The sequence below is a fragment of the Acidocella sp. MX-AZ03 genome (assembly GCF_027626035.1).
Classification (GTDB): Bacteria; Pseudomonadota; Alphaproteobacteria; order Acetobacterales; family Acetobacteraceae; genus Acidocella; species Acidocella facilis.
This window is the reverse complement of sequence record NZ_CP110774.1, coordinates 1234683-1253490: the sequence shown is the minus strand read 5'-3', so window position 1 is coordinate 1253490 and position 18808 is coordinate 1234683. Positions and strand designations below refer to the sequence as shown.

The window sequence follows — 18808 nt, the reverse complement described above, 5'->3', positions numbered from 1 at the left end:
CCCCCGGTTTCGCGTCCAGATGTTCAGCTGAAAAACCGGTTCACCGGCCGCGCCAGCCCCAGATGCTCGCGCAACGTGGTGCCGGCATAGGTGTCACGATAGATACCGCGGCGGGTGAGTTCCGGCACCACCAGATTGACGAAATCATTCACCCCTTCCGGCACGGTGTTGAACATCACGTTGAATCCGTCGGAGCCTTTGCTCTCCAGCCATTCCTGCATGCCGTCGGCGATCTCACCCGGCGTGCCGACGAAGCTGAGCCCGCCATAGGCGCCGACATATTGCGCCAGCTGCCGTACGGTGAGGTTCTGCTCGCGCGCCATCTTCACCAGCTGCGCCTGCGCGCTCTGGCTGGCATTGGTGGGAGGGAGTTCGGGCAAGGGCGCGTCGAGATCAAACCGGCTGGCATCGACGCCCAGGCGCATTGAGAGATTGGGCAGGGCGCTGTCCGGATGCACCAGCGCGTCCAGGCGCTGCTTCTTCTCCAGCGCTTCCGCATGGGTGCGGCCGACGACGACGAAGGCGGCGGGCAGAATTTTTAACGTGTCGTCAGCCCGGCCGAGGGCGGCCATGCGTTTATGGATATCGGCATAGAATTCCTGACCATCCTTCAGCGTGCGGGCGGACCCAAAAATCACCTCGGCGGTTTCCGCCGCCAGCTGGCGCCCGGCCTCGGATGCGCCGGCCTGTACGATCACCGGACGGCCCTGCACCGGCCTAGCGATATTCAAAGGCCCGCGCACGGCGAAATATTCGCCTTGATGATCCAGCCGGTGCATTTTCTGCGGATCAAAGAACACGCCGCTTTCCTGGTCGCGGATCCAGGCATCGTCGGCGAAGCTGTCCCACAGCCCGGTGACAACATCGTGGAACTCCCGCGCGCGGCGGTAGCGCTCATCATGTTCCATCTGATCCTCGCCGCCGAAATTCAGCGCCGATTCCGGGTTGGAGGTGGTGACAATGTTCCAGCCCGCGCGCCCCTTGCTGAGATGGTCGAGCGAGGCAAAGCGCCGAGCGATGTGGAACGGCGCATCGAAGGTGGTGGAGGCGGTGGCGACCAGGCCGATGCGGCTGGTGACCATCGACAGGGCCGAGAGCAGGGTGAAGGGCTCGAAGGAGGTGACGGTGGCGCTGCGCTTGAGCGCATCCATGCCCATGTTCAGCACGCCGAGATGATCAGCCATGAAGAAGGCATCGAACCGGCCGCGCTCCAGCGTCTGGATCAGCTGCACCAGATGGTCAAGATTGAAATTCGCGTCCGCCCAGGCGCCGGGATAGCGCCACCAGGCGGTGTGGATGCCGACCGGGCGCATGAAGGCGCCGAGATGCAATTGCTGACTCAAAGGGGAAATCCTTCCCGGCGCGGCGCCGGCCAAATGAACGTTTCCGATCATTTATGTAAGGAAACCGCGATGCCAAGGCCGGGCGAGCGAATTTCATCTGCGGCTTGACCGTGACAGCACCAGACATCACCCTGCCAGGGTGAGGGCAGGGCGATGTATGTGGTGATTTTCCGGGCGCAAATCGCCCAGCTGGATGAAGACTACAGCGCCATGGCGCAGCGCCTGCGCGACATGGCGTTGCAGGAGTTCGGCTGCCTGGAATTTCACGCCCTCAGCGAGGGTGATGAGGAGATCGCGCTGTCCTATTGGCGCGATCTGGAGGCGATCAAAGCCTGGAAGGCGCAAACCGCGCATCTGCTGGCGCAAAATACGGGGCGGGCGCGCTGGTATGGCGCATATCGCGTGGAAATCGCGGAAATTTCACGCGCTTATGGCTGGCCAGCTTCTCGACCGGCTGACGCATAGAGCGGCGATAGGCCAGCAAGGTTTTGGTTTCCTCCGCACAGATGCAGAGGAAGTAGGCACAGCCCAAGGCCGAGACCAGGCCGATGACGATGCTCGGATTGATGAAGAACAGATACTGCATGACCAAACTCCTTTTGGGATTGGGCGGGCACTCTGCCCGCTGGACGCTCCCGCTTGCGCGGGACGCGCTGTTTAGACCGACGCGGGACGCACGGGTTAGAAAAGACTCATTTGCTGGCTGGGCAGCGCCCGGCCGGGGACACTAAATTGCGAAATATCGAGGCGTGAGGTGGCTTCATCCAGCCCCAGCCGCTTCACGGCGGCGCTGAAACGCTGGCGCAGCAGCTGCGCGTAGGGGCCGCTACCCTGAAAGCGGGAATGAAACTGCGCATCGTTGAGCGCCCCGGCGCGGGCCTGGCGGATCAGGCTCAGCACATGGCCGGCGCGCTCGGGCAGGAATTTGTTCAGCCAGTCGGTGAACAGCTCGCCCAGCTCATGCGGCAGGCGCAGCATGATGCTGTAGGCGCTGCCGGCCCCGGCGGCGGCTGCCGCCTCCAGAATGCGCTCCAGCTCCATATCATTGAGGCCGGGGATCATCGGCGAGGCCATCACCGCCGCGGGAATGCCGGCCTGGACCAGCCCGGCGATCGCCGCCAGGCGGCGGGCGGGGGCGGCGGCACGCGGCTCCATCGCCCGGGCCAGATCCGCATCCAGCGTGGTGATGGAGAGATGCACCTTCGCCAGCCCCTTCGCCGCCATGCGGCCGAGAATATCGGCATCGCGCAGCACCAATGCGGATTTGGTGACGATGGCGACCGGATTGTTGAAGCGCTCCAGCACCTCCAAAATCGCGCGCGTCAGGCCCAGCGTGCGCTCCACCGGCTGGTAAGGGTCGGTATTGGAGCCGAGCACGATCACGTTGGGCTTGTAGCCGGGGCGGGAGAGCTCCTTTTCCAGCAGCTTCGGCGCGTCCGGCTTGAACAGGATATTGGTCTCGAACTCCAGCCCGGCGGAGAAGCCGAGATAAGCGTGGCTGGGCCGGGCGAAACAATAGATGCAGCCATGCTCGCAGCCGCGATACGGGTTGATGCTGGTCTCGAAGGATAGGTCCGGGCTGTCATTGCGCGCAATGATGCTGCGCGCGGCATCGCGGATCAGGCTGGTTTGCGGCCGCACGGCCTCTTCCGCCTGGTCCCAGCCATCATCGAAGGCGTCCCGGCGCGCCGCTTCAAAGCGGTTGGCGGGGTTGAGCCCGGTGCCGCGCCCTTTCAGCGCGCCAAAGCCGGCTTCCTGCTTGATTTGTACCCGAGACGCAGACATTGTGTGTTCATGCTCCGTTCTGGTTTGATTAAGGTCATTCCAGCCCGGGAAGTCAAGAACAAAAGAAGAACAAAAGCGTTAAAACACGTCGCTGCAAGGCTGTTTGCAGCGGCCTTGCAGAAATCCGGCGCAGGCGGGGCGAAAAATTATGACTTAACCCGCCGCCTTCACGTCAAACCCAGCCGCCTCGATCGCCTCGGCGGCGCGGCCGGCATCGATCTCGCCGCCAATGACGACGCGCTTGCTCTCCAGGTCGGCGACCACATGCACGTTCGGGTCGAGCTTGCGCAGCGCCTCGGTGATCGAGCGCACGCAGCCTTGGCAATCCATATCGGGCACGTCGAACTGCAGGGGGTGGAATCGGCCATATCGGGTCTCCTGTGATTTATGCTGGATAAGGGGGACCATGATGGGAAGGTCAAGCCTTGACCCTCCCATGATGGGAAGCCCTATATGGAGGCGATGGACCAGACCCTCTCTCCCTCCCGCGATATCGAGCTCAGCATCGGCGGCATGACCTGCGCCTCCTGCGTGGCCCGCGTGGAAAAAGTGCTGGGACGGGTGCCGGGGGTGCAGGCGGCGAGTGTCAATCTGGCGCTGGAGCGCGCGCATGTCAGGGTCAGCGGCGAGGTAGGGCTGGAGGCGTTGGCGGCGGCGGTGGAGCGGGCGGGCTATAGCGCCGGTCCGGTGAAATCCGTCCGGCCGGATGCCAGCTGGCGCGAACAGATCGAGCTGATGGCCGCCTTCCTGCTGGCGGTGCCGGTGGTGCTGGACAGTATGGTGATGCCGGTGCCCAAGCTGGTGCCGCTGATCTGCGCCACGCTGGTGCAGGTCTGGCTGGGGGCGCGCTTTTACCGGGCCGGGTTTCTGGCCCTGCGCGCCGGCGGCGGCAATATGGATCTGCTGGTCGCGCTGGGCACCTCCGCCGCCTACGGGCTCTCGCTTTGGGATGTCTTCGCCGGCGGGCCGCTTTATCTGGAAAGTTCGGTGGCGGTCATCGCCCTGGTGCGGCTGGGCAAATATCTGGAAGGCCAGGCCAAGCGCGATGCCGCCAAGGCGGTGCTGGGGCTGCAGGCGCTGCGCCCGGAGCTGGCGCATCTGGCCAGCGGCGAGGATGTGGCGCCGTCAAGGCTGCGCGTGGATGACGAGATCCTGATCCGCCCGGCGAGCGTGTGCCGGTGGATGGCGAGATCTTGGAGGGCGAGGGCAGCCTGGATGAAAGCCCGGTCACCGGTGAGGCGCTGCCGCAGCCTCGGGGCAAGGGGGCCAAGCTGCTGGCCGGCACGCTGAACCTGGACGCGGTGCTGCGCCTGCGCGTCACCGCCCCGCCCGGTGAGAGCTTCCTGGACCGGATGGCCCGGCTGATCGAGCAGGCGCAAGCCGCCAAGCCGCGCGTGCAGAAGCTGGCGGACCGGGTTTCCGCCTGGTTCGTGCCGATGGTGCTGGGGATCGCCGCGCTCACCTTCGCCGGCTGGCTGCTGCATGGCGCGCCTGTCTCCACCGCGCTGATCGACGCGGTCTCGGTGCTGGTCATTGCCTGCCCCTGCGCCCTGGGGCTGGCGACCCCGGCGGCGATTCTGGCGGGCACCGGCGCGGCGGCGAAGGCGGGCATATTATTCCGGGATGCCGATGCGATCGAGGCGGCGGCGAAGATCGACGTTCTGGCCTTCGACAAAACCGGCACGCTGACCACCGGCAGCCCGAGTTTGGCCGAAATCCGGCCTCTGGCCGATCTGACCGAGGAGCGGCTGCGCGCCATCGCCGCCGCGCTGGCGGCGCGCGATACCCATCCGCTGAGCCTGCCTTTGCGCCAGGACAATGTGGCCCCGGCCACCGCCTTCAAGGCCTTGCCCGGCCAGGGCGTGCAGGGCGAGGTTGACGGCGTGGCCTATCTGTTCGGCTCCTCCCGGCTAGTGCCGCGCGCCCCGGCGCCCAGCGATGCGCTGACCTGGTCCTACCTCGCGTTGGCAGACGGCACGCCGCTGGGGGCTTTTGGTTTTACCGACACGCCGCGCCCGGATGCGGCGCAGGCGGTGGCGCGGCTGCACGCCATGGGCATCAAGACCCTGCTGCTGACCGGGGACCGCGCCGCCGTGGCGCAGGCTCTGGCCAAATCGCTCGGCATCGAGCGCGTGGAGGCCGAGACGACGCCGGAACAAAAGCGTGACATCATCGTGAATTTGCAAAGCCAGGGCCAGCGCGTCGCGATGCTGGGGGACGGCATCAACGATGCCGCCGCCCTGGCCGCCGCCGATGCCGGCATGGCGATGGGGCAGGGGCGGATGTGGCGATCGAGGCGGCCGCCATCTCGCTGCTGCGCGCCGCGCCCTCTCTGGCCCGGCTTCTTTGGATCTGGCCCGCCGGACCTGGCGGATTCTGCGCCAGGGCCTGTTCTGGGCGTTATTTTACAACGCATTGGGGCTGCCTGCGGCGGCGTTCGGGCTGCTCAGCCCGGCGCTGGCGGGGCGGCGATGGCGGCCTCCTCGCTCTGCGTGCTTGGCAATGCGCTGCGGCTGCGGCAATGGAGGGCGTCATGAGTTTGGTCACCATCGCCCAGGCTTCGGCCATCACCGGCGTCTCCGCCAAGATGATCCGGCATTATGAAAGCATCGGGCTGATCGCCGCCCCCATGCGTACCGAAAACCGCTACCGCCATTACAGCGAGGCGGAGTTGCACGAGCTGGGTTTCATCCGCCGCTCGCGCGATCTCGGCTTTTCCTTCGAGGATATCCGCCAGCTGCTCTCGCTCTGGCGCGACCGCACGCGCTCTTCCGCCGATGTGAAGGCGATCGCGCTGCGCCATGTCGAGGAGCTGGACCAGAAGGCCGCCGCGCTGGCGGCGATGAGTCGCACGCTGAAACAGCTCGCCGCCTGCTGCCATGGCGATGACCGGCCGGATTGTCCGATCCTGGATGCGCTCGACCCGCCGAAACCGGCTGAAATCTGACGCGATCCTTGACTTCCTGGCAGTCTTTGCCGATACGAGGCGCATTGACATGGGCGCGTTCCGCGCTCGGCGCATGCTTGCGCCCCGACCACGGGCGCAGGCTTGCGCCCCCGACCACGAGAGACGCTATTTTTGTCCGACACACAAGACGACCATCAAGACCCCAACGCTGAGCTGCCCGCCGAGCTGGAGGCGCGCATCGCTGATCCCGCGCCCGCGCCGGAAGAGAAGCCGGACTTCGCCTCGCTGGGTCTGTCCGAGCCGATCCTGAACGCCTTGGCGGAGAAGGGCTATGTGCACGCCACGCCGATCCAGGCGCAGGCGATTCCGGTGGTGCTGATGGGGCGCGACGTGCTGGGCGTGGCGCAGACCGGCACCGGCAAGACTGCCGGCTTTACCTTGCCGATGCTCGAAATCCTGGCCGGCTCGCGGGCCCGCGCGCGGATGCCGCGCTCGCTGATCCTGGAGCCGACCCGTGAGCTGGCCCTGCAGGTGGCGGAAAATTTTGTCCAGTACGGCAAGAATCTGAAGCTTAATCACGCGCTGTTGATCGGCGGTGAGAGCATGGCCGACCAGAAGGCGGTGCTAACCAAAGGTGTGGATGTGCTGATCGCCACCCCGGGTCGCCTGATCGATCTGTTCGAGCGCGGTGGGCTGTTGCTGCGCGATGTGCGGGTGCTGGTGATCGACGAAGCCGACCGCATGCTGGATATGGGCTTCATCCCGGACATCGAGCGCATCGTCGCGATGCTGCCCACCACCCGGCAGACCTTGTTCTTCTCCGCCACCATGGCGCCGGAAATCCGCCGCCTGGCCGATGCCTTCCTGAGCAACCCGAAGGAGATCACCGTCTCCCGCCAGGCTTCGGTGGCCACCACCATCACCACCGGGCTGGCGCTGGTCTCCGAGATCGATAAGCGCGAGGCGCTGCGTCGGCTGCTGCGGGCCGAGGATGTGCAGAACGCCATCGTCTTCTGCAACCGCAAGCGCGATGTCGATATTCTGTTCAAATCGCTGAGCAAGCATGGCTTTGCCGCCGGCGCGCTGCATGGCGATCTGCCGCAGAGCGTGCGCTTTGCCACGCTGGAGAAATTCAAGGCGGGCGAGATCAAGATCTTGGTTTGCTCGGATGTCGCGGCGCGCGGCATTGATATTGGCGGGCTTAGCCACGTGTTCAATTTCGACGTGCCGCACCATGCCGAGGATTATGTGCACCGCATCGGCCGCACCGGCCGCGCCGGGCGCGAAGGCCACGCCTATACGCTGGCCTCGCCCGCGGACAAGCTGGCGGTGGAGGCGGTGGAGAAGCTGATCGGCAATCCGATCCCGCGCATCGAGGTTTCCGGTCTGGATGAGGTGGAGTGGTCCGAAGAGGATGGCCGCCGCCGGGCCGTGGGCCCAAGAGGGATGGCAAGGACGGTAAAGACGGCAAGGATAATAAAGGCCGTGAGCGTGACCGTGGTGAGCGCAAGGCCGCCAAGCCCAAGGATGGCGAGAAGGAGCGCAAACCGGCCGAGCGTCCGGAGCGTACGGAACGCCCGAGCGCCCTGAGCGCGCGGAACGGCCCGAGCGCCCGGAGCGTGACCGCCGGCCGCGTGAGCGCGACCGCAATGACCGCGACCGGGGCGAGCGCGGTGAGCGTGATCACGGCCCGGGCGTGCGCGGTTTTGGCGACTCGATCCCCGCCTTCATGCTGCTGCGCCGCCGTGACGAAGCCCGGCCGATGGGCGATGACGAGCCGGATGGGCCGGAAGATAACGGCTCCGATCTCGCGGCATAATTTATAAAAGTTTTTTGGTGCCGCTTTTTTACAAAAAAGCGGCGAAAGCGGTGGGGATTTTTTGAAAAATCTCCACCCACCTCAAAAAACTTTAGAAATTCATGATGATGTCCCATTGCATTCATTTCGGCGCCTGCGGTGGCTGTGCCAGCGATGACCGCGCCAAGCCCGACAAGCGGGCACTGCTTGAACGCGCTTTGAGCCGCGCTGGCTATGCCCAGGCTGAGATCGCGCCGCTAATGGCCGCACCTCTGCACACGCGCCGGCGGGTGGATCTGGCGGCATCCCGCAAGGCGGCTGAGATCAGCCTCGGGCTGCACCGCGTGCGCTCTTCCGAAATCGTCGATATGCGGGAATGCGCCTTGCTGCGGCCGGATTTCCTGGCGCTGCTGGAACCGCTTCGCACCTTGCTGCGCAGCCTGAACTGTTTTCGCCGCGAGGCTTCGCTGGTGATCAACTGGCTGGATAACGGCCCGGATATATTGCTGCGCGCCGATGCGCCGCTGACCCAGCCGGACCGTACCCGCCTGATCGCCTTCGCCAAGGAGCATGACGCGCCGCGCATCAGCGTCGCCGAGCCGAAATCTCTGCCCGAGCCGATCATCATTCTGCGCCCGCCGGTGCTGCGCTTTGCCGGGTGGCGGTCACACCGCCGCCGGGTGGCTTCCTGCAGGCCTGCCCGGAAGGCGAGGCGGCGATTATCGAGGCGATGCTGGCCGGGCTGCCGAAGCTGCGCAACAAGAGCCGGCTGGTGGAACTCTATGCCGGCTGTGGCACGCTGAGCTTTGCTCTGGCCCCGCATTCGCGCGTGGAAGCCTATGAGGGCGACGAGCCTGCCGTCTACGCCGCTGACAAAGCCGCGCGCGATGCCGGGCTTGCCGGGCGCGTCACCTTCGCCAGGCGCGATCTGCATCGCCGCCCGCTGCTGAGCGCGGATTTCAAAGGCGCTGACGTGGTGGTGCTGGACCCGCCTTTCGCTGGCTGCGGCGCGCAGATGAAATTCCTCGCCCGGCCGGGGTGAAGCGGATCATCTATGTAAGTTGCAACCCGGACGCGCTGGCCCAGGATGCGGGCATGCTGCGCCATGCCGGCTATGAGATTCTGGCCGCAACGCCGATCGACCAGTTCCCGTTCTCGGACAATGTCGAGAGCGTGGTGGTGTTCCAACGCGGTCGCGATTAGGCGAAGATTAAAGCCGGGCTTTGCGATTTCGTTTCAGCCCATTGAACGTCTTGACGAAATCGCCAAGTCGAAGGCGAGCAATCTCGCGGCGCGATGATTTGACCAGATGCAGAAGGAGACATCCATGACGATCAACCATGCGGTCACCGCTTTGTTCAGCGCGAGCACGTTGAACAGCATCATCGGCGTGCTGCTGAATGTGATTTACGCTGTCGTCATTCTTGCAATCGCCCATCTCGGCTCGCGGGCGCTGCATCGCTACATTGTCGGCTACGCGCGCAAGAGCCCGCATCTGGATGAAAGCCTGTTCCGCTTCTTCGGCACCATCGCGCGCTATCTGGTACTGGCCTTTGCCTTCATCTTCGTGCTCAACCGCTTCGGGATTCAAACCGCTTCGCTGGTTGCGGTGCTGGGTGCCGCAGGCCTCGCCGTGGGGCTGGCACTGCAGGGCACGCTCAGCAATCTCGCAGCCGGGATCATGCTGATCGTCTTTCGCCCGTTCAGGATCGGCAATTATATCAGTGCCGGCTCGCATGCCGGCACGGTGCTGGATGTAACCTTGTTCTATACCGAGATGAAAACCTATGACGGGCTGCAGGTGCTGGTGCCCAACAAGGATGTCTGGGCCGGGGCGATCACCAATTATTCGAATATCCAGACGCGCCTGATCGACCTGACCATCGGTATTTCCTATGGCAGCGATTTGAAAAAAGCCTCCGCGATCCTGAACGAGCTGGCGCAGGCGGATGCGCGCGTACTGAAAGAGCCTGCGCCCTTCATCAAGGTTCTGCAGCTCTCGGACAGCTCGGTGGATTTCGTCTTCCGCGCCTGGACCAAGGCGGGGGATTGGTGGGTGACCAAATGCGAGATCACCGAAGCGATCAAGTTGGCCTTCGACGAGGCCAGGATCGAGATTCCATTCCCGAACCAGACATTGTCTTTCAACGGGCCGTTGGAGTTGGCGCGGGCGGGACGCAACGCGGCGTAAACAAAAAGGCCCTGGAAAATCCAGGGCCTTTTTTATGATCTTACCCCTGCTTCCAGGGCAGCCCATCCGCTTTCCACCCCGCCACCAGGCCGCGATGGCCGCGCGCATCGGGTGGGCCCTCAAACCCATCCTTCACATTATACACATGCTTGAACCCCGCCGCCTTGGCGGCCTGGGCGGCGGCCATGGAGCGCGCACCGGAGCGGCAGATGAAATAGATATGCGATTCATGGGTCGCATGCGCCGCACTCAGCCCGGCCAGAAAATTCGGGTTGGGCTGCATGCTGGGAAACACCTGCCACTGGATCAGCAATGTCTGCTTGCCGGCCTGGCTCAGCTCCGGCACGCCGACGAAGCTCCATTCCGCATTGGTGCGCACATCGCATAGCAGCGCATCGGGATTGCTCATCAGCGCTTCCCAGACCTGTCGCGGGGCCACATCTTCGATCATAATACCCTCCAGGCGTTAGCCTTTTGGGCCCAACCATAGCGAGGACGGAAACGGATGGAAACAGTGGCGGACGGGTTGATCGGGGCGATCGGCAATACCCCCCTCATCAGGCTCAAGCGCGCTTCCGCCCTCACGGGCTGCGAGATACTGGGCAAGGCGGAATTCTGCTCGCCCGGCGGCTCGGTGAAGGACCGGGCGGGGCTGGCGATCATCCGCGATGCCGAGGCGCGCGGGCTGTTGGCGCCGGGTGGGACCATCGTCGAGGGCACGGCGGGCAATACTGGCATCGGCATCACGCTGGTGGCGAATGCGCTGGGCTATAAGAGCGTGATCGTGATGCCGGAGACGCAGAGCCAGGAAAAGATCGATTTCCTGCGCATGATCGGCGCGGATCTGCGGCTGGTGCCGGCCAAACCCTTCAAGGATCCGGGGAATTACGTGCATGTTTCGCGCCGCCTGGCCGAGGAGATGGGCGCGGTCTGGGCCAACCAGTTCGATAATCTGGCCAATCGCGAGGGCCACCGCGCCACCACCGGCCCGGAAATCTGGGCGCAGACGGGGGCAAGATCGACGCCTTCACCTGCGCCTGCGGCACCGGCGGCACGCTGGCCGGGGTGGCGCTGGCGCTGAAGGAGCGCAAGCCAGGGGTGAAAATCGTGCTGGCGGACCCGGAGGGGAGCGGGCTCTATGGCTGGGTGAAATCGGGCGATCTCACCGTCACCGGCTCCTCGATCACCGAGGGCATCGGCCAGTCCCGGGTGCCGGAGAACCTGAATGGTGCGCCGATCGACGATGCGGTGAAAATCCCCGATCCGGAGGCGCTGGAGCAGGTTTATGACCTGATGATCCATGAGGGGCTCTCCATCGGCGGCTCGGCCGGCATCAATGTCGCCGCGGCGATCCGGGTGGCGAAGGCGATGGGCCGGGGCACACCATCGTGACCGTGCTGTGCGATGGCGGGGCGCGCTATCAGAGCAAGCTGTTCAATCCGGAGTTTTTGCGCGCCAAGAACCTGCCGGTGCCGCCATGGATGTGAATGACGCCCCGGTTCTGGATGCCGGTGAGCTGCTGGACGCCTACAAATCCGGCGCGCTCACGCCGCTACAGGCGCTGCAAGGTGTGACTGAGCGGATTGCCCGGCGCAATCCCGAGATCAACGCCTTCGCCACGCTGAACAGTGCCGCGCTGGATGCGGCGCGCGAGAGCACGGCGCGCTGGCAGGAAGGGCAGGCGCGGGCGCTGGAAGGTGTGCCAGTGACGGTGAAGGATCTGATCGATGTGCGCGGCCTGCCGACGCGGCGTGGCAGCAAGACGACCGATCCGGCGCCGGTGGCGCAGGATGCCCCCCTGGTGGCGCGGCTGCGCGCGGCCGGGCGGTGATTATCGGCAAAACCACCAGCACGGAATTCGGCTGGAAAAGCCCAGGCGATAACCCGCTCAACGGCATCACCCGCAACCCCTGGAATGTGGCGCATACGCCGGGCGGCTCCTCGGCCGGGGCGGCGGCGGCGGCGGGCTCGTTTTTCGGGCCGCTGCATGTCGGCACGGATGGCGGCGGCTCGATTCGCATTCCCGCCGCCTGGAGCGGCGTGGTCGGGCTGAAGCCGAGCTTCGGGCGGGTGCCGCAATGGAAGCTGGGCGCCTTCGGCCCGCTGGCGGTGGCGGGGCCGATCACGCGTTCGGTGCGCGATGCGGCATTGCTGCTTTCCGTGCTGGCGGGGTTCGAGAAGGCCGACCCGTTCTCCCTGCCGGAGCCAGCTCGCGATTTTGGCGCCGGGTTGGAGGACGGGGTGAAGGGCCTGCGCATCGGCATTCTGCGCCACCCCGGCTTTGATGCGCCGGCGGATGAAGCCGCCTGGGGCGCGGTGGAGGAGGCGGTCGCGATCCTGACCGGACAGGGGCGCGGATTGTCGAGATCGACCCGGCATTGCCCGATAGTGGTGCCATCTTCTCCACGCTGTGGGGGCGGGGCTGGCGAAAACCGTCGCCGCGGTGCCGCAGGCGCGGCTGGGGCTGGTCGATTCCGGGCTGCTGGCGCTGGCGGAGCGTTACATGCAGGTGCCGGGGCTGGAGCTGCTGGCGGCGGAAGCCGGGCGGGTGGAGGCGGCGCATGCGATGGCGATGCTTGAGGTGGACGCGATTCTCTGCCCGGCCGTACCGCATGGCGCGCCGCCTGTGGATGCCGCGTATGGCGATGCGGTGGAGGCGCTGCTGCAGCATTGGGCGAGCTGGACGATGCTGTTCAGCCTGACGCGGCAACCGGCCTTGTCGCTGCCGATGGGCGTGGACGCTGCGGGCTTGCCGACATCGGTGCAGATTGCCGCACCGCTTTATCGCGATGACGTGGTGCTGCGTGTGGCCCGGGCAGTGGAAGTCGCCTTAGGATAAGTTGCAAAAGTTTTTGGGGGCAGCCCTTTTTTCAAAAAGGGCTGCGAAACGCTGGGGTGGTGACGACGACGTAGCCACCACCCCAAACGTTTTCCGACCCTTTTTGAAAAAAGGGTCGGCCCCAAAAACTTTTAGGAATTTTCCGCCACTTCCTTCGTCACCCGCACCCGCTCAATCCGCCGCCCATCCATCTCCGTCACTTCAAACTTCCAGCCGCCGAACAAAATCGCATCGCCCTTCGCCGCCGGGCGCAGCAGCAGCGCCAGGATCAGCCCGCCCAGCGTGTGATAGCTGCCCTCGCTCGGCAGGTCCGGCAGATGCAGCCTGGCCTTGATCTCGTCCACCGGGGTCAGCCCGTCCAGCTCATAGGCGCTGTCCGCCGGCGGCTCGATATAGGAGGAGGGGCCGGTATCCTCGGCGTCGCCGACGATCGCCTCCAGCACGTCCGCCGCCGTCACCACGCCCTCGAAGCTGCCATATTCATCGAACACCAGCGCCATGCCCAGCGCATCCGCCTTCAGCCGCTCCAGCGCGTCCAAGGCCGAGACCGAGTCCGGGATCGCCATCGGCTGGCGCAGCACGGAGGAGATGATCGGCCCGTCCTGCTTGCCCAGCACGCGGTCCAGCACATCCTTGGCCAGGATGATGCCGGTGACGTTATCGACCGAGCCGTCGCACACCACGAAGCGGGAATGCGGCGCGGCGCGCAGCCGGGCGATGATGTCCTCGCGTCCGGCGGAGCGGTCGATCCAGACGATTTCGGTGCGCGGCGTCATGATCGCGCGCACCGGCTTGTCGGCCAGGCGCAGCACGCGTTCGATAATGTCGCGCTCCTCGGTCTCCAGCACGCCGGTTTCGGCGCCTTCCACCAGCATCGCCTTCAGCTCTTCTTCGGAAACGCCGCGCCTATCCTCCTGGGTGGGGCCGAACAGCCGCAGCACGAGGTCCGTGGTGCGGCTCAGCAGCCAGATTGCCGGGGCGGCGAGTTTCGCCAGCACCGAGACCGGCCCGGCCACCACCACCGCCAGCCGTTCCGGGTGGCGCAGCCCCAGCTGCTTGGGTACCAGCTCGCCAAACACCAAGGTGAGATAGGTGATGATGAGAACTGTGACGACGACGCCGACCGGCCCGGCATAAGGTGCGATATAGGGCACATGCCGCAGCGGCCCCTGCATGCGCTCGCCCAGCTGGTCGCCGCCGAACATACCGGTGAGGATGCCGACCAGAGTGATGCCGAACTGGGTGGTGGGCAGGAAGCTCTGCGGGTCATCCGCCAGCATCCGTGCCTTGGTGGCGCCGCGCAGCCCCTGGCGCTCCATCAATGTCAGCATCGCCCGGCGCGAGGAGACCAGCGCCAGCTCCGCCAGCGCGAAGGCGCCGTTGAGAACCACCAGAAGCACGAGAATCAGGATTTGCACGATCAAAGGCATGGCCCGCTTCTAGCGCGGAATGGCAGCCGACGCGATTATGCCATGAAGGTGGGAGCGCTGTTGAAAGCGTAAGTGAAGCTGTCCAGACAAAGCCTTCAAAAGAAGGAAAATTTGAACAAATCCTTCCTACATCTGGTTACAAGATTAAATTTTGTTTGCCTTAGTTGGGCCACATTCGCGCCCAGCACCTGCCGCACTGGACGATCATATTGGCTGTCGATCCGGGGATTTTCCCGGGACGCAGCTTGGACATCGCTTGGACACCGCCATGACGTACCAGTCGCAAATTCGCCGCCAGACGGCGCTGATCTCCACCCGCAAGGCCCGCAAGGGCTGGGCGTCCCCCAGCTCATGGGCAGCCGCCATCGGCGTCGGTGTGGTCGCGTTCGGGATCTGGGCCGGCATCAACCGCCCGGCGACGAATATCGCGCCCTATACCGGCGAGATCGGCGGCTTCGCCTTCTCGCCCTTCCATAAAGGCGAGAGCCCGCAGACCGGCGATTACCCGACCACGGCACAGATCAAGTCCGATCTGGCGCTGGCGGCCAAGCACACCCACAATATCCGCACCTACACGGTCGAGGGCGATCTCGGGCAGATCCCGGCGCTGGCGCAGGGCATGGGGCTGAATGTCACGCTCGGCGCCTGGCTGGACCGTCACCCCGAGGCCAACGCCAAGGAGCTGGCGAAGGTCGTGCAGGTGGCGAACGCCAACCCGGACGTGAAGCAGGTGATGGTCGGTAACGAGACCATCCTGCGTGGCGACCAGAGCGTGCCGGAGCTGGTCTCCGAGATCCGCTCGGTCGAGAAGCAGGTGCATGTGCCGGTTTCCACCGCCGAGCCCTGGCATGTCTGGCTGAAGCATCCCGAGCTGGCCAATTCGGTCGATTTCATCACCGTGCATCTGCTGCCCTACTGGGAAGGTGTGCCGGAGAAGATCGCCGTGCAGGACAGCATGAACCGCTATGAGGCGGTGCATAAGATGTACCCAAACAAGAAGATCGTGATCGGCGAAATCGGCTGGCCGTCGGACGGTATCGATATCGGCGCGGCGCGCGCCAACAACATCAACCAGGCCCGCTTCCTGCGCGATTTCTTCAATCTGGCGCAGCAGAAGCATCTCGATTACTTCGTGATGGAAGCCTTCGACCAGCCCTGGAAGACCAGCTTTGAAGGCCGTGCCGCCGGTTACTGGGGTATGTTCACGCTGGGCCGCCACCAGAAATGGTCGCTGACCGGCCCGGTCTGGAATCACCCGGAATGGATCTGGTACGCCGCCGGCGCGGCGCTGGCCAGCCTGCTCGCCACCATGGCGCTGCTCTCCCGCCGCCCGGATATCCGCTTCACCGGCAAGCTGCTCTTCGCGGCTCTGGTGGAAGGCTTCACCGCGACGCTGGCGATGCTGCTGATGTATATGGGCCAGACTTATCTCTCGCTGGGGGCTGCCGCGGTGTGGAGCGGGCTGGCGCTGGGGCAGGGGCTGCTGCTCTTCCTGTTGATCGCGGACAGTTTCGATCTGGTCGAGACCATCTTCGGCCGTATCGCCAAGCGGCATTTTGAACCGATGCCGGCCCCGGCTGGCGCCAAGCTGCCGAAGGTTTCCATCCATCTGCCGATCTGCAACGAGCCGCCGCACATGGTGAAGCAGACGCTCGATAGCCTGGCCGCGCTGGACTATGACCGCTTCGAGGTTCTGGTGATCGACAACAACACCATGGACCCGGCTGTCTGGGAGCCGGTGGCCGAGCATTGCGCCCGGCTGGGGCCGAAATTCCGCTTCTTCACCCTGGGCAAGTATAAAGGCTACAAGGCCGGCGCGCTGAATTTCGCCCTGCGTGAGACCGCCCCGGATGCCGAGGTGATCGGCGTGATCGACAGCGATTATCTGGTCGAGCCGGACTGGCTGCGCTCGATGGCCCCGGCCTTCGACGACCCGGCGGTGGGCTTCACCCAGTCCCCGCAGGATTACCGGGATAATGACGGTTCGATCTTCAAGCGCATGATGTTCTGGGAATATGCCGGCTTCTTCCATACCGGCATGGTCACCCGCAATGAGCGCAACGCGATCATCCAGCACGGCACCATGACGCTGATCCGCAAGGAGGCGCTGCAGAACGAAAATGGCTGGGCCGAATGGTGCATCTGCGAGGACAGCCAGCTGGGTCTGCGCCTGTTCCGCGCCGGGTACGAGGCGGTCTATTCCAAGAAGAGCTTCGGCAAGGGCGTGATGCCGGACGATTACAACGCCTTCCGCAAGCAGCGTTACCGCTGGGCCTATGGCGCGATGCGGATTGTTCGCGGCAATGCGGCGGCTTTGTTCAACCCCTTCAACAAGGAGCTGACCGCCGGCCAGCGCTGGCACTTCATCACCGGCTGGCTGCCCTGGTTCGGCGACGCGCTGGGCATCGCCTTCCTGGCCATGGGTCTGGTCTGGTCGCTGGGGCTGATCCTGGATCCGGTGCGGTTTGAATTCCCGATCGCTTTGTTCATGCTGCCCTCGATCTTCCTGTTCGGCTTTAAGATCGTGCAGATCCTGGCCCTCTATAAGAGCCGCGTGCCTTGCGGCTTCTGGGACCGGGTGGGCGCGGCGGTCGCCGGGCTGGCGCTGAGCCACTCGATCGGCAAGGCGGTGTGGAAAGGCCTGTTCACCAACTCGCTGCCCTTCCTGCGCACGCCGAAGATGGAGAACGCCCCGGCCCTGGTCCAGGGTCTGGTGATGGCCCGCGAGGAGCTGGTGATCCTGGCTCTGACCTGGGGTGCGGCGCTGGGTGTCGGCTTTGGCCATCACTGGGCGACGCTGGAGACCAAGCTGTGGGTGGCGGTTTTGTTCACCCAGTCGATGCCTTATCTGGCCTCGGTCGGCGTCTCCATCCTGGCCGCCCTTCCGGCCAAGGCGCCCAAGCTGGTCGCCGCCCCCGCCGTCAAGCCGATGAAGGCCCCGGTGATGCACCCGGCGGCTGGGGATTAAGACTCGTAGGCACACGAGCTTGATGCCATGAATTGACCCTCCCGCTGTGCAGCGGGAGGGTTTTTTGTGCAACGCGACACAGCTTTGCAAAGGCTGGGCTTGCGTCGCCTTGGCCGGCAAGGCTAAGGGATACTTACCTGCCGCCATGGCGCGAACGAGACATGGTGGCACAGGCTTTATACGGGGCGGGGACGCCCTTTACGGGCTGTTTTGCACCGTCCTTTTCCAGATTCGCGCATGGGATACCGGACATTGACCGCCAGGGCATGGGCCTTCGGCGGTGGAGATGTTTGTTTTGACTGATTTGACCTTTGAGAGTTTTGGCCTGGCTTCCCCGATTTTGGGCGCATTGACGGCGGCGGGCTTCATCAAGCCCACCCCCATCCAGGCGAAGGCCATTCCCCACGCGCTGGCCGGGCGCGACGTTCTGGGCATCGCCCAGACCGGCACCGGCAAAACCGCCGCCTTCGCCCTGCCGATGATCAACGCGATGACCGACCGCCTGCACAGCAAGCGCTTCTCGACTCGCGCTCTGGTGCTGGCCCCCACCCGTGAGCTTGCGGTGCAGATCGAGCAGGAGATCAAGAAATTCGCCGCCGGGCTTGGCCTGCGCACGGTGCTGATCGTGGGCGGCGTCAGCCGCTTCGGCCAGGTGCAGCGCATGATGCGCGGTGCGGACATCGTCGTCGGCTGCCCCGGCCGCGTGGTGGATCTGATGAACACCCGCGAGCTGGTGATCGACCAGTGTCAGTTCTTCGTGCTGGACGAGGCTGACCGTATGCTGGATCTCGGCTTCATGCCGGATATCCGCAAGGTGGTGAACGTGCTGCCGGCGCGCCGCCAGTCGGCTCTGTTCTCCGCCACCATGCCGGCCGAAATCGCCAAGCTCGCCAATGGCCTGCTGCGTGAGCCGGTGCGCGTGGAAATCGAGGCGGTGGCCTCCACCCCGTCGCGCATCGAGCAGAGCGTGTATTTCGCCGAAGGGCCGGAGAAGCGCAACCTGCTGATCAAGCTGCTGCACCAGCCGGAATTCTCCAAAACCGTGGTGTTCACCCGCACCAAGCGCGGCGCCGACCGCGTGGCGCTGATGCTCAACAGCTCCAAGATCTCGGCCGCCGCCCTGCATGGCAATCTCAGCCAGAACCAGCGCCAGCGCGCCCTGGATGCGTTCAAGGCCGGTGAGGTGCGCGCTCTGGTCGCCACCGATATCGCGGCGCGCGGCATCGATGTGAATGCGGTTTCGCACGTGATCAATTTCGAGCTGCCGAATGAGCCGGAGAGCTATGTGCACCGCATCGGCCGCACCGCGCGCAACGGCGCGGATGGCGTGGCGGTGGCGTTCTGCGACGCGACCGAGCTGCCTTATCTCACTCAGATCGAGAAGCTGACCGGCATCAAGATGAAGGTGGCGGGCGGCGAGCGTCCACGCCAGGCGATGCCGGTGAAGAAGCCGGCCCGCCATCCGGATATGCAGGTGCGCAAGATCAAGCCGAAGCGCCCGCCTTACCAGGAAAAGCGCAAGGTTGCGTAAGAGCTGAATATATTT

General features: G+C 64.9%; 16 protein-coding genes and 3 pseudogenes. 14 read left to right on the top strand and 5 right to left on the bottom strand.

Annotation, left to right across the window (positions count from 1 at the left end; all coding sequences use genetic code 11):
• Positions 1–23 precede the first annotated feature (23 nt).
• Positions 24–1343: an LLM class flavin-dependent oxidoreductase gene (locus GT370_RS07005; protein ID WP_240376490.1), complete on the bottom strand. Its 1320-nt coding sequence runs from the start codon at positions 1341–1343 to the stop codon at positions 24–26.
• Between the two features lie 153 nt (positions 1344–1496).
• On the opposite strand from GT370_RS07005, the gene GT370_RS07000 reads away from it, so the two are divergent.
• Positions 1497–1808 (top strand): antibiotic biosynthesis monooxygenase family protein, encoded by a 312-nt coding sequence (locus GT370_RS07000; protein ID WP_008492505.1) that lies wholly within the window; start codon positions 1497–1499, stop codon positions 1806–1808.
• 216 nt (positions 1809–2024) lie between these two features.
• On the opposite strand, the gene GT370_RS06995 is transcribed toward GT370_RS07000, so the two are convergent.
• Entirely contained in the window at positions 2025–3128 is a 1104-nt protein-coding gene (locus GT370_RS06995) for a PA0069 family radical SAM protein (RefSeq protein WP_008492506.1), read from the bottom strand.
• A gap of 153 nt (positions 3129–3281) precedes the next feature.
• Entirely contained in the window at positions 3282–3467 is a 186-nt protein-coding gene (locus GT370_RS06990; protein WP_270184118.1) for a heavy-metal-associated domain-containing protein, read from the bottom strand.
• A gap of 123 nt (positions 3468–3590) precedes the next feature.
• Between GT370_RS06990 and GT370_RS06985 the strand changes: the two genes are divergently transcribed.
• The 8 genes and pseudogenes from GT370_RS06985 (at position 3591) to GT370_RS06945 (ending at position 10025) form a co-directional block, all read left to right on the top strand.
• On the top strand, positions 3591–4418 hold the full coding sequence (locus GT370_RS06985; protein WP_270184117.1) for a cation transporter: 828 nt from the start codon (positions 3591–3593) through the stop codon (positions 4416–4418).
• Positions 4307–5665, top strand: coding sequence for a heavy metal translocating P-type ATPase (locus GT370_RS06980; RefSeq protein ID WP_270184116.1), 1359 nt, complete (start codon positions 4307–4309; stop codon positions 5663–5665). The genes GT370_RS06985 and GT370_RS06980 overlap by 112 nt, the downstream gene beginning before the upstream one ends.
• Positions 5662–6075 (top strand): Cu(I)-responsive transcriptional regulator, encoded by a 414-nt coding sequence (gene cueR / locus GT370_RS06975; protein WP_035179984.1) that lies wholly within the window; start codon positions 5662–5664, stop codon positions 6073–6075. The genes GT370_RS06980 and cueR overlap by 4 nt, the downstream gene beginning before the upstream one ends.
• A gap of 132 nt (positions 6076–6207) precedes the next feature.
• A pseudogene (locus GT370_RS06970) lies at positions 6208–7855 on the top strand (DEAD/DEAH box helicase).
• A 101-nt stretch (positions 7856–7956) separates the two neighbouring features.
• Positions 7957–8637: a hypothetical protein gene (locus GT370_RS06960; RefSeq protein ID WP_270184114.1), complete on the top strand. Its 681-nt coding sequence runs from the start codon at positions 7957–7959 to the stop codon at positions 8635–8637.
• Positions 8607–8876, top strand: coding sequence for a hypothetical protein (locus tag GT370_RS06955; RefSeq protein ID WP_270184113.1), 270 nt, complete (start codon positions 8607–8609; stop codon positions 8874–8876). Before GT370_RS06960 ends, GT370_RS06955 begins: the two co-directional genes overlap by 31 nt.
• Entirely contained in the window at positions 8873–9037 is a 165-nt protein-coding gene (locus GT370_RS06950; RefSeq protein ID WP_270184112.1) for a hypothetical protein, read from the top strand. The genes GT370_RS06955 and GT370_RS06950 overlap by 4 nt, the downstream gene beginning before the upstream one ends.
• A 124-nt stretch (positions 9038–9161) precedes the next feature.
• On the top strand, positions 9162–10025 hold the full coding sequence (locus GT370_RS06945) for a mechanosensitive ion channel family protein (protein ID WP_168118373.1): 864 nt from the start codon (positions 9162–9164) through the stop codon (positions 10023–10025).
• 40 nt (positions 10026–10065) lie between these two features.
• On the opposite strand, the gene GT370_RS06940 is transcribed toward GT370_RS06945, so the two are convergent.
• A complete protein-coding gene (locus GT370_RS06940; protein ID WP_008492514.1) occupies positions 10066–10476 on the bottom strand; it encodes a rhodanese-like domain-containing protein in 411 nt (136 codons plus the stop codon).
• A 54-nt stretch (positions 10477–10530) separates the two neighbouring features.
• Between GT370_RS06940 and GT370_RS06935 the strand changes: the two are divergent.
• The 3 genes and pseudogenes from GT370_RS06935 (at position 10531) to GT370_RS06925 (ending at position 12864) form a co-directional block, all read left to right on the top strand.
• Positions 10531–11512, top strand: a pseudogene (locus GT370_RS06935) (cysteine synthase A).
• A pseudogene (locus GT370_RS06930) lies at positions 11503–12605 on the top strand (amidase). Before GT370_RS06935 ends, GT370_RS06930 begins: the two co-directional pseudogenes overlap by 10 nt.
• Entirely contained in the window at positions 12529–12864 is a 336-nt protein-coding gene (locus tag GT370_RS06925) for an amidase family protein (RefSeq protein WP_270184111.1), read from the top strand. Before GT370_RS06930 ends, GT370_RS06925 begins: the two are co-directional and overlap by 77 nt.
• 131 nt (positions 12865–12995) lie before the next feature.
• Here the strand turns inward: GT370_RS06925 and GT370_RS06920 are convergent, their stop codons facing one another.
• Positions 12996–14294: a hemolysin family protein gene (locus GT370_RS06920; RefSeq protein WP_008492517.1), complete on the bottom strand. Its 1299-nt coding sequence runs from the start codon at positions 14292–14294 to the stop codon at positions 12996–12998.
• Between the two features lie 268 nt (positions 14295–14562).
• On the opposite strand from GT370_RS06920, the gene GT370_RS06915 reads away from it, so the two are divergent.
• On the top strand, positions 14563–17262 hold the full coding sequence (locus GT370_RS06915) for a glycosyltransferase (RefSeq protein ID WP_039884914.1): 2700 nt from the start codon (positions 14563–14565) through the stop codon (positions 17260–17262).
• Positions 17263–17548: 286 nt separating this feature from the next.
• Positions 17549–18793: a DEAD/DEAH box helicase gene (locus GT370_RS06910; protein WP_008492519.1), complete on the top strand. Its 1245-nt coding sequence runs from the start codon at positions 17549–17551 to the stop codon at positions 18791–18793.
• Positions 18794–18808 lie beyond the last annotated feature (15 nt).

Coding starts and splice junctions, on each gene's coding strand:
- GT370_RS06960 (WP_270184114.1), top strand. CDS start 7,957: ATGATGATGTCCCATTGCATTCATTTCGGCGCCTGCGGTGGCTGTGCC.
- GT370_RS06915 (WP_039884914.1), top strand. CDS start 14,563: ATGACGTACCAGTCGCAAATTCGCCGCCAGACGGCGCTGATCTCCACC.
- GT370_RS06985 (WP_270184117.1), top strand. CDS start 3,591: ATGGACCAGACCCTCTCTCCCTCCCGCGATATCGAGCTCAGCATCGGC.
- GT370_RS06995 (WP_008492506.1), bottom strand. CDS start 3,128: ATGTCTGCGTCTCGGGTACAAATCAAGCAGGAAGCCGGCTTTGGCGCG.
- GT370_RS06940 (WP_008492514.1), bottom strand. CDS start 10,476: ATGATCGAAGATGTGGCCCCGCGACAGGTCTGGGAAGCGCTGATGAGC.
- cueR (WP_035179984.1), top strand. CDS start 5,662: ATGAGTTTGGTCACCATCGCCCAGGCTTCGGCCATCACCGGCGTCTCC.
- GT370_RS06925 (WP_270184111.1), top strand. CDS start 12,529: ATGCAGGTGCCGGGGCTGGAGCTGCTGGCGGCGGAAGCCGGGCGGGTG.
- GT370_RS07000 (WP_008492505.1), top strand. CDS start 1,497: ATGTATGTGGTGATTTTCCGGGCGCAAATCGCCCAGCTGGATGAAGAC.
- GT370_RS06945 (WP_168118373.1), top strand. CDS start 9,162: ATGACGATCAACCATGCGGTCACCGCTTTGTTCAGCGCGAGCACGTTG.
- GT370_RS06910 (WP_008492519.1), top strand. CDS start 17,549: ATGTTTGTTTTGACTGATTTGACCTTTGAGAGTTTTGGCCTGGCTTCC.
- GT370_RS06920 (WP_008492517.1), bottom strand. CDS start 14,294: ATGCCTTTGATCGTGCAAATCCTGATTCTCGTGCTTCTGGTGGTTCTC.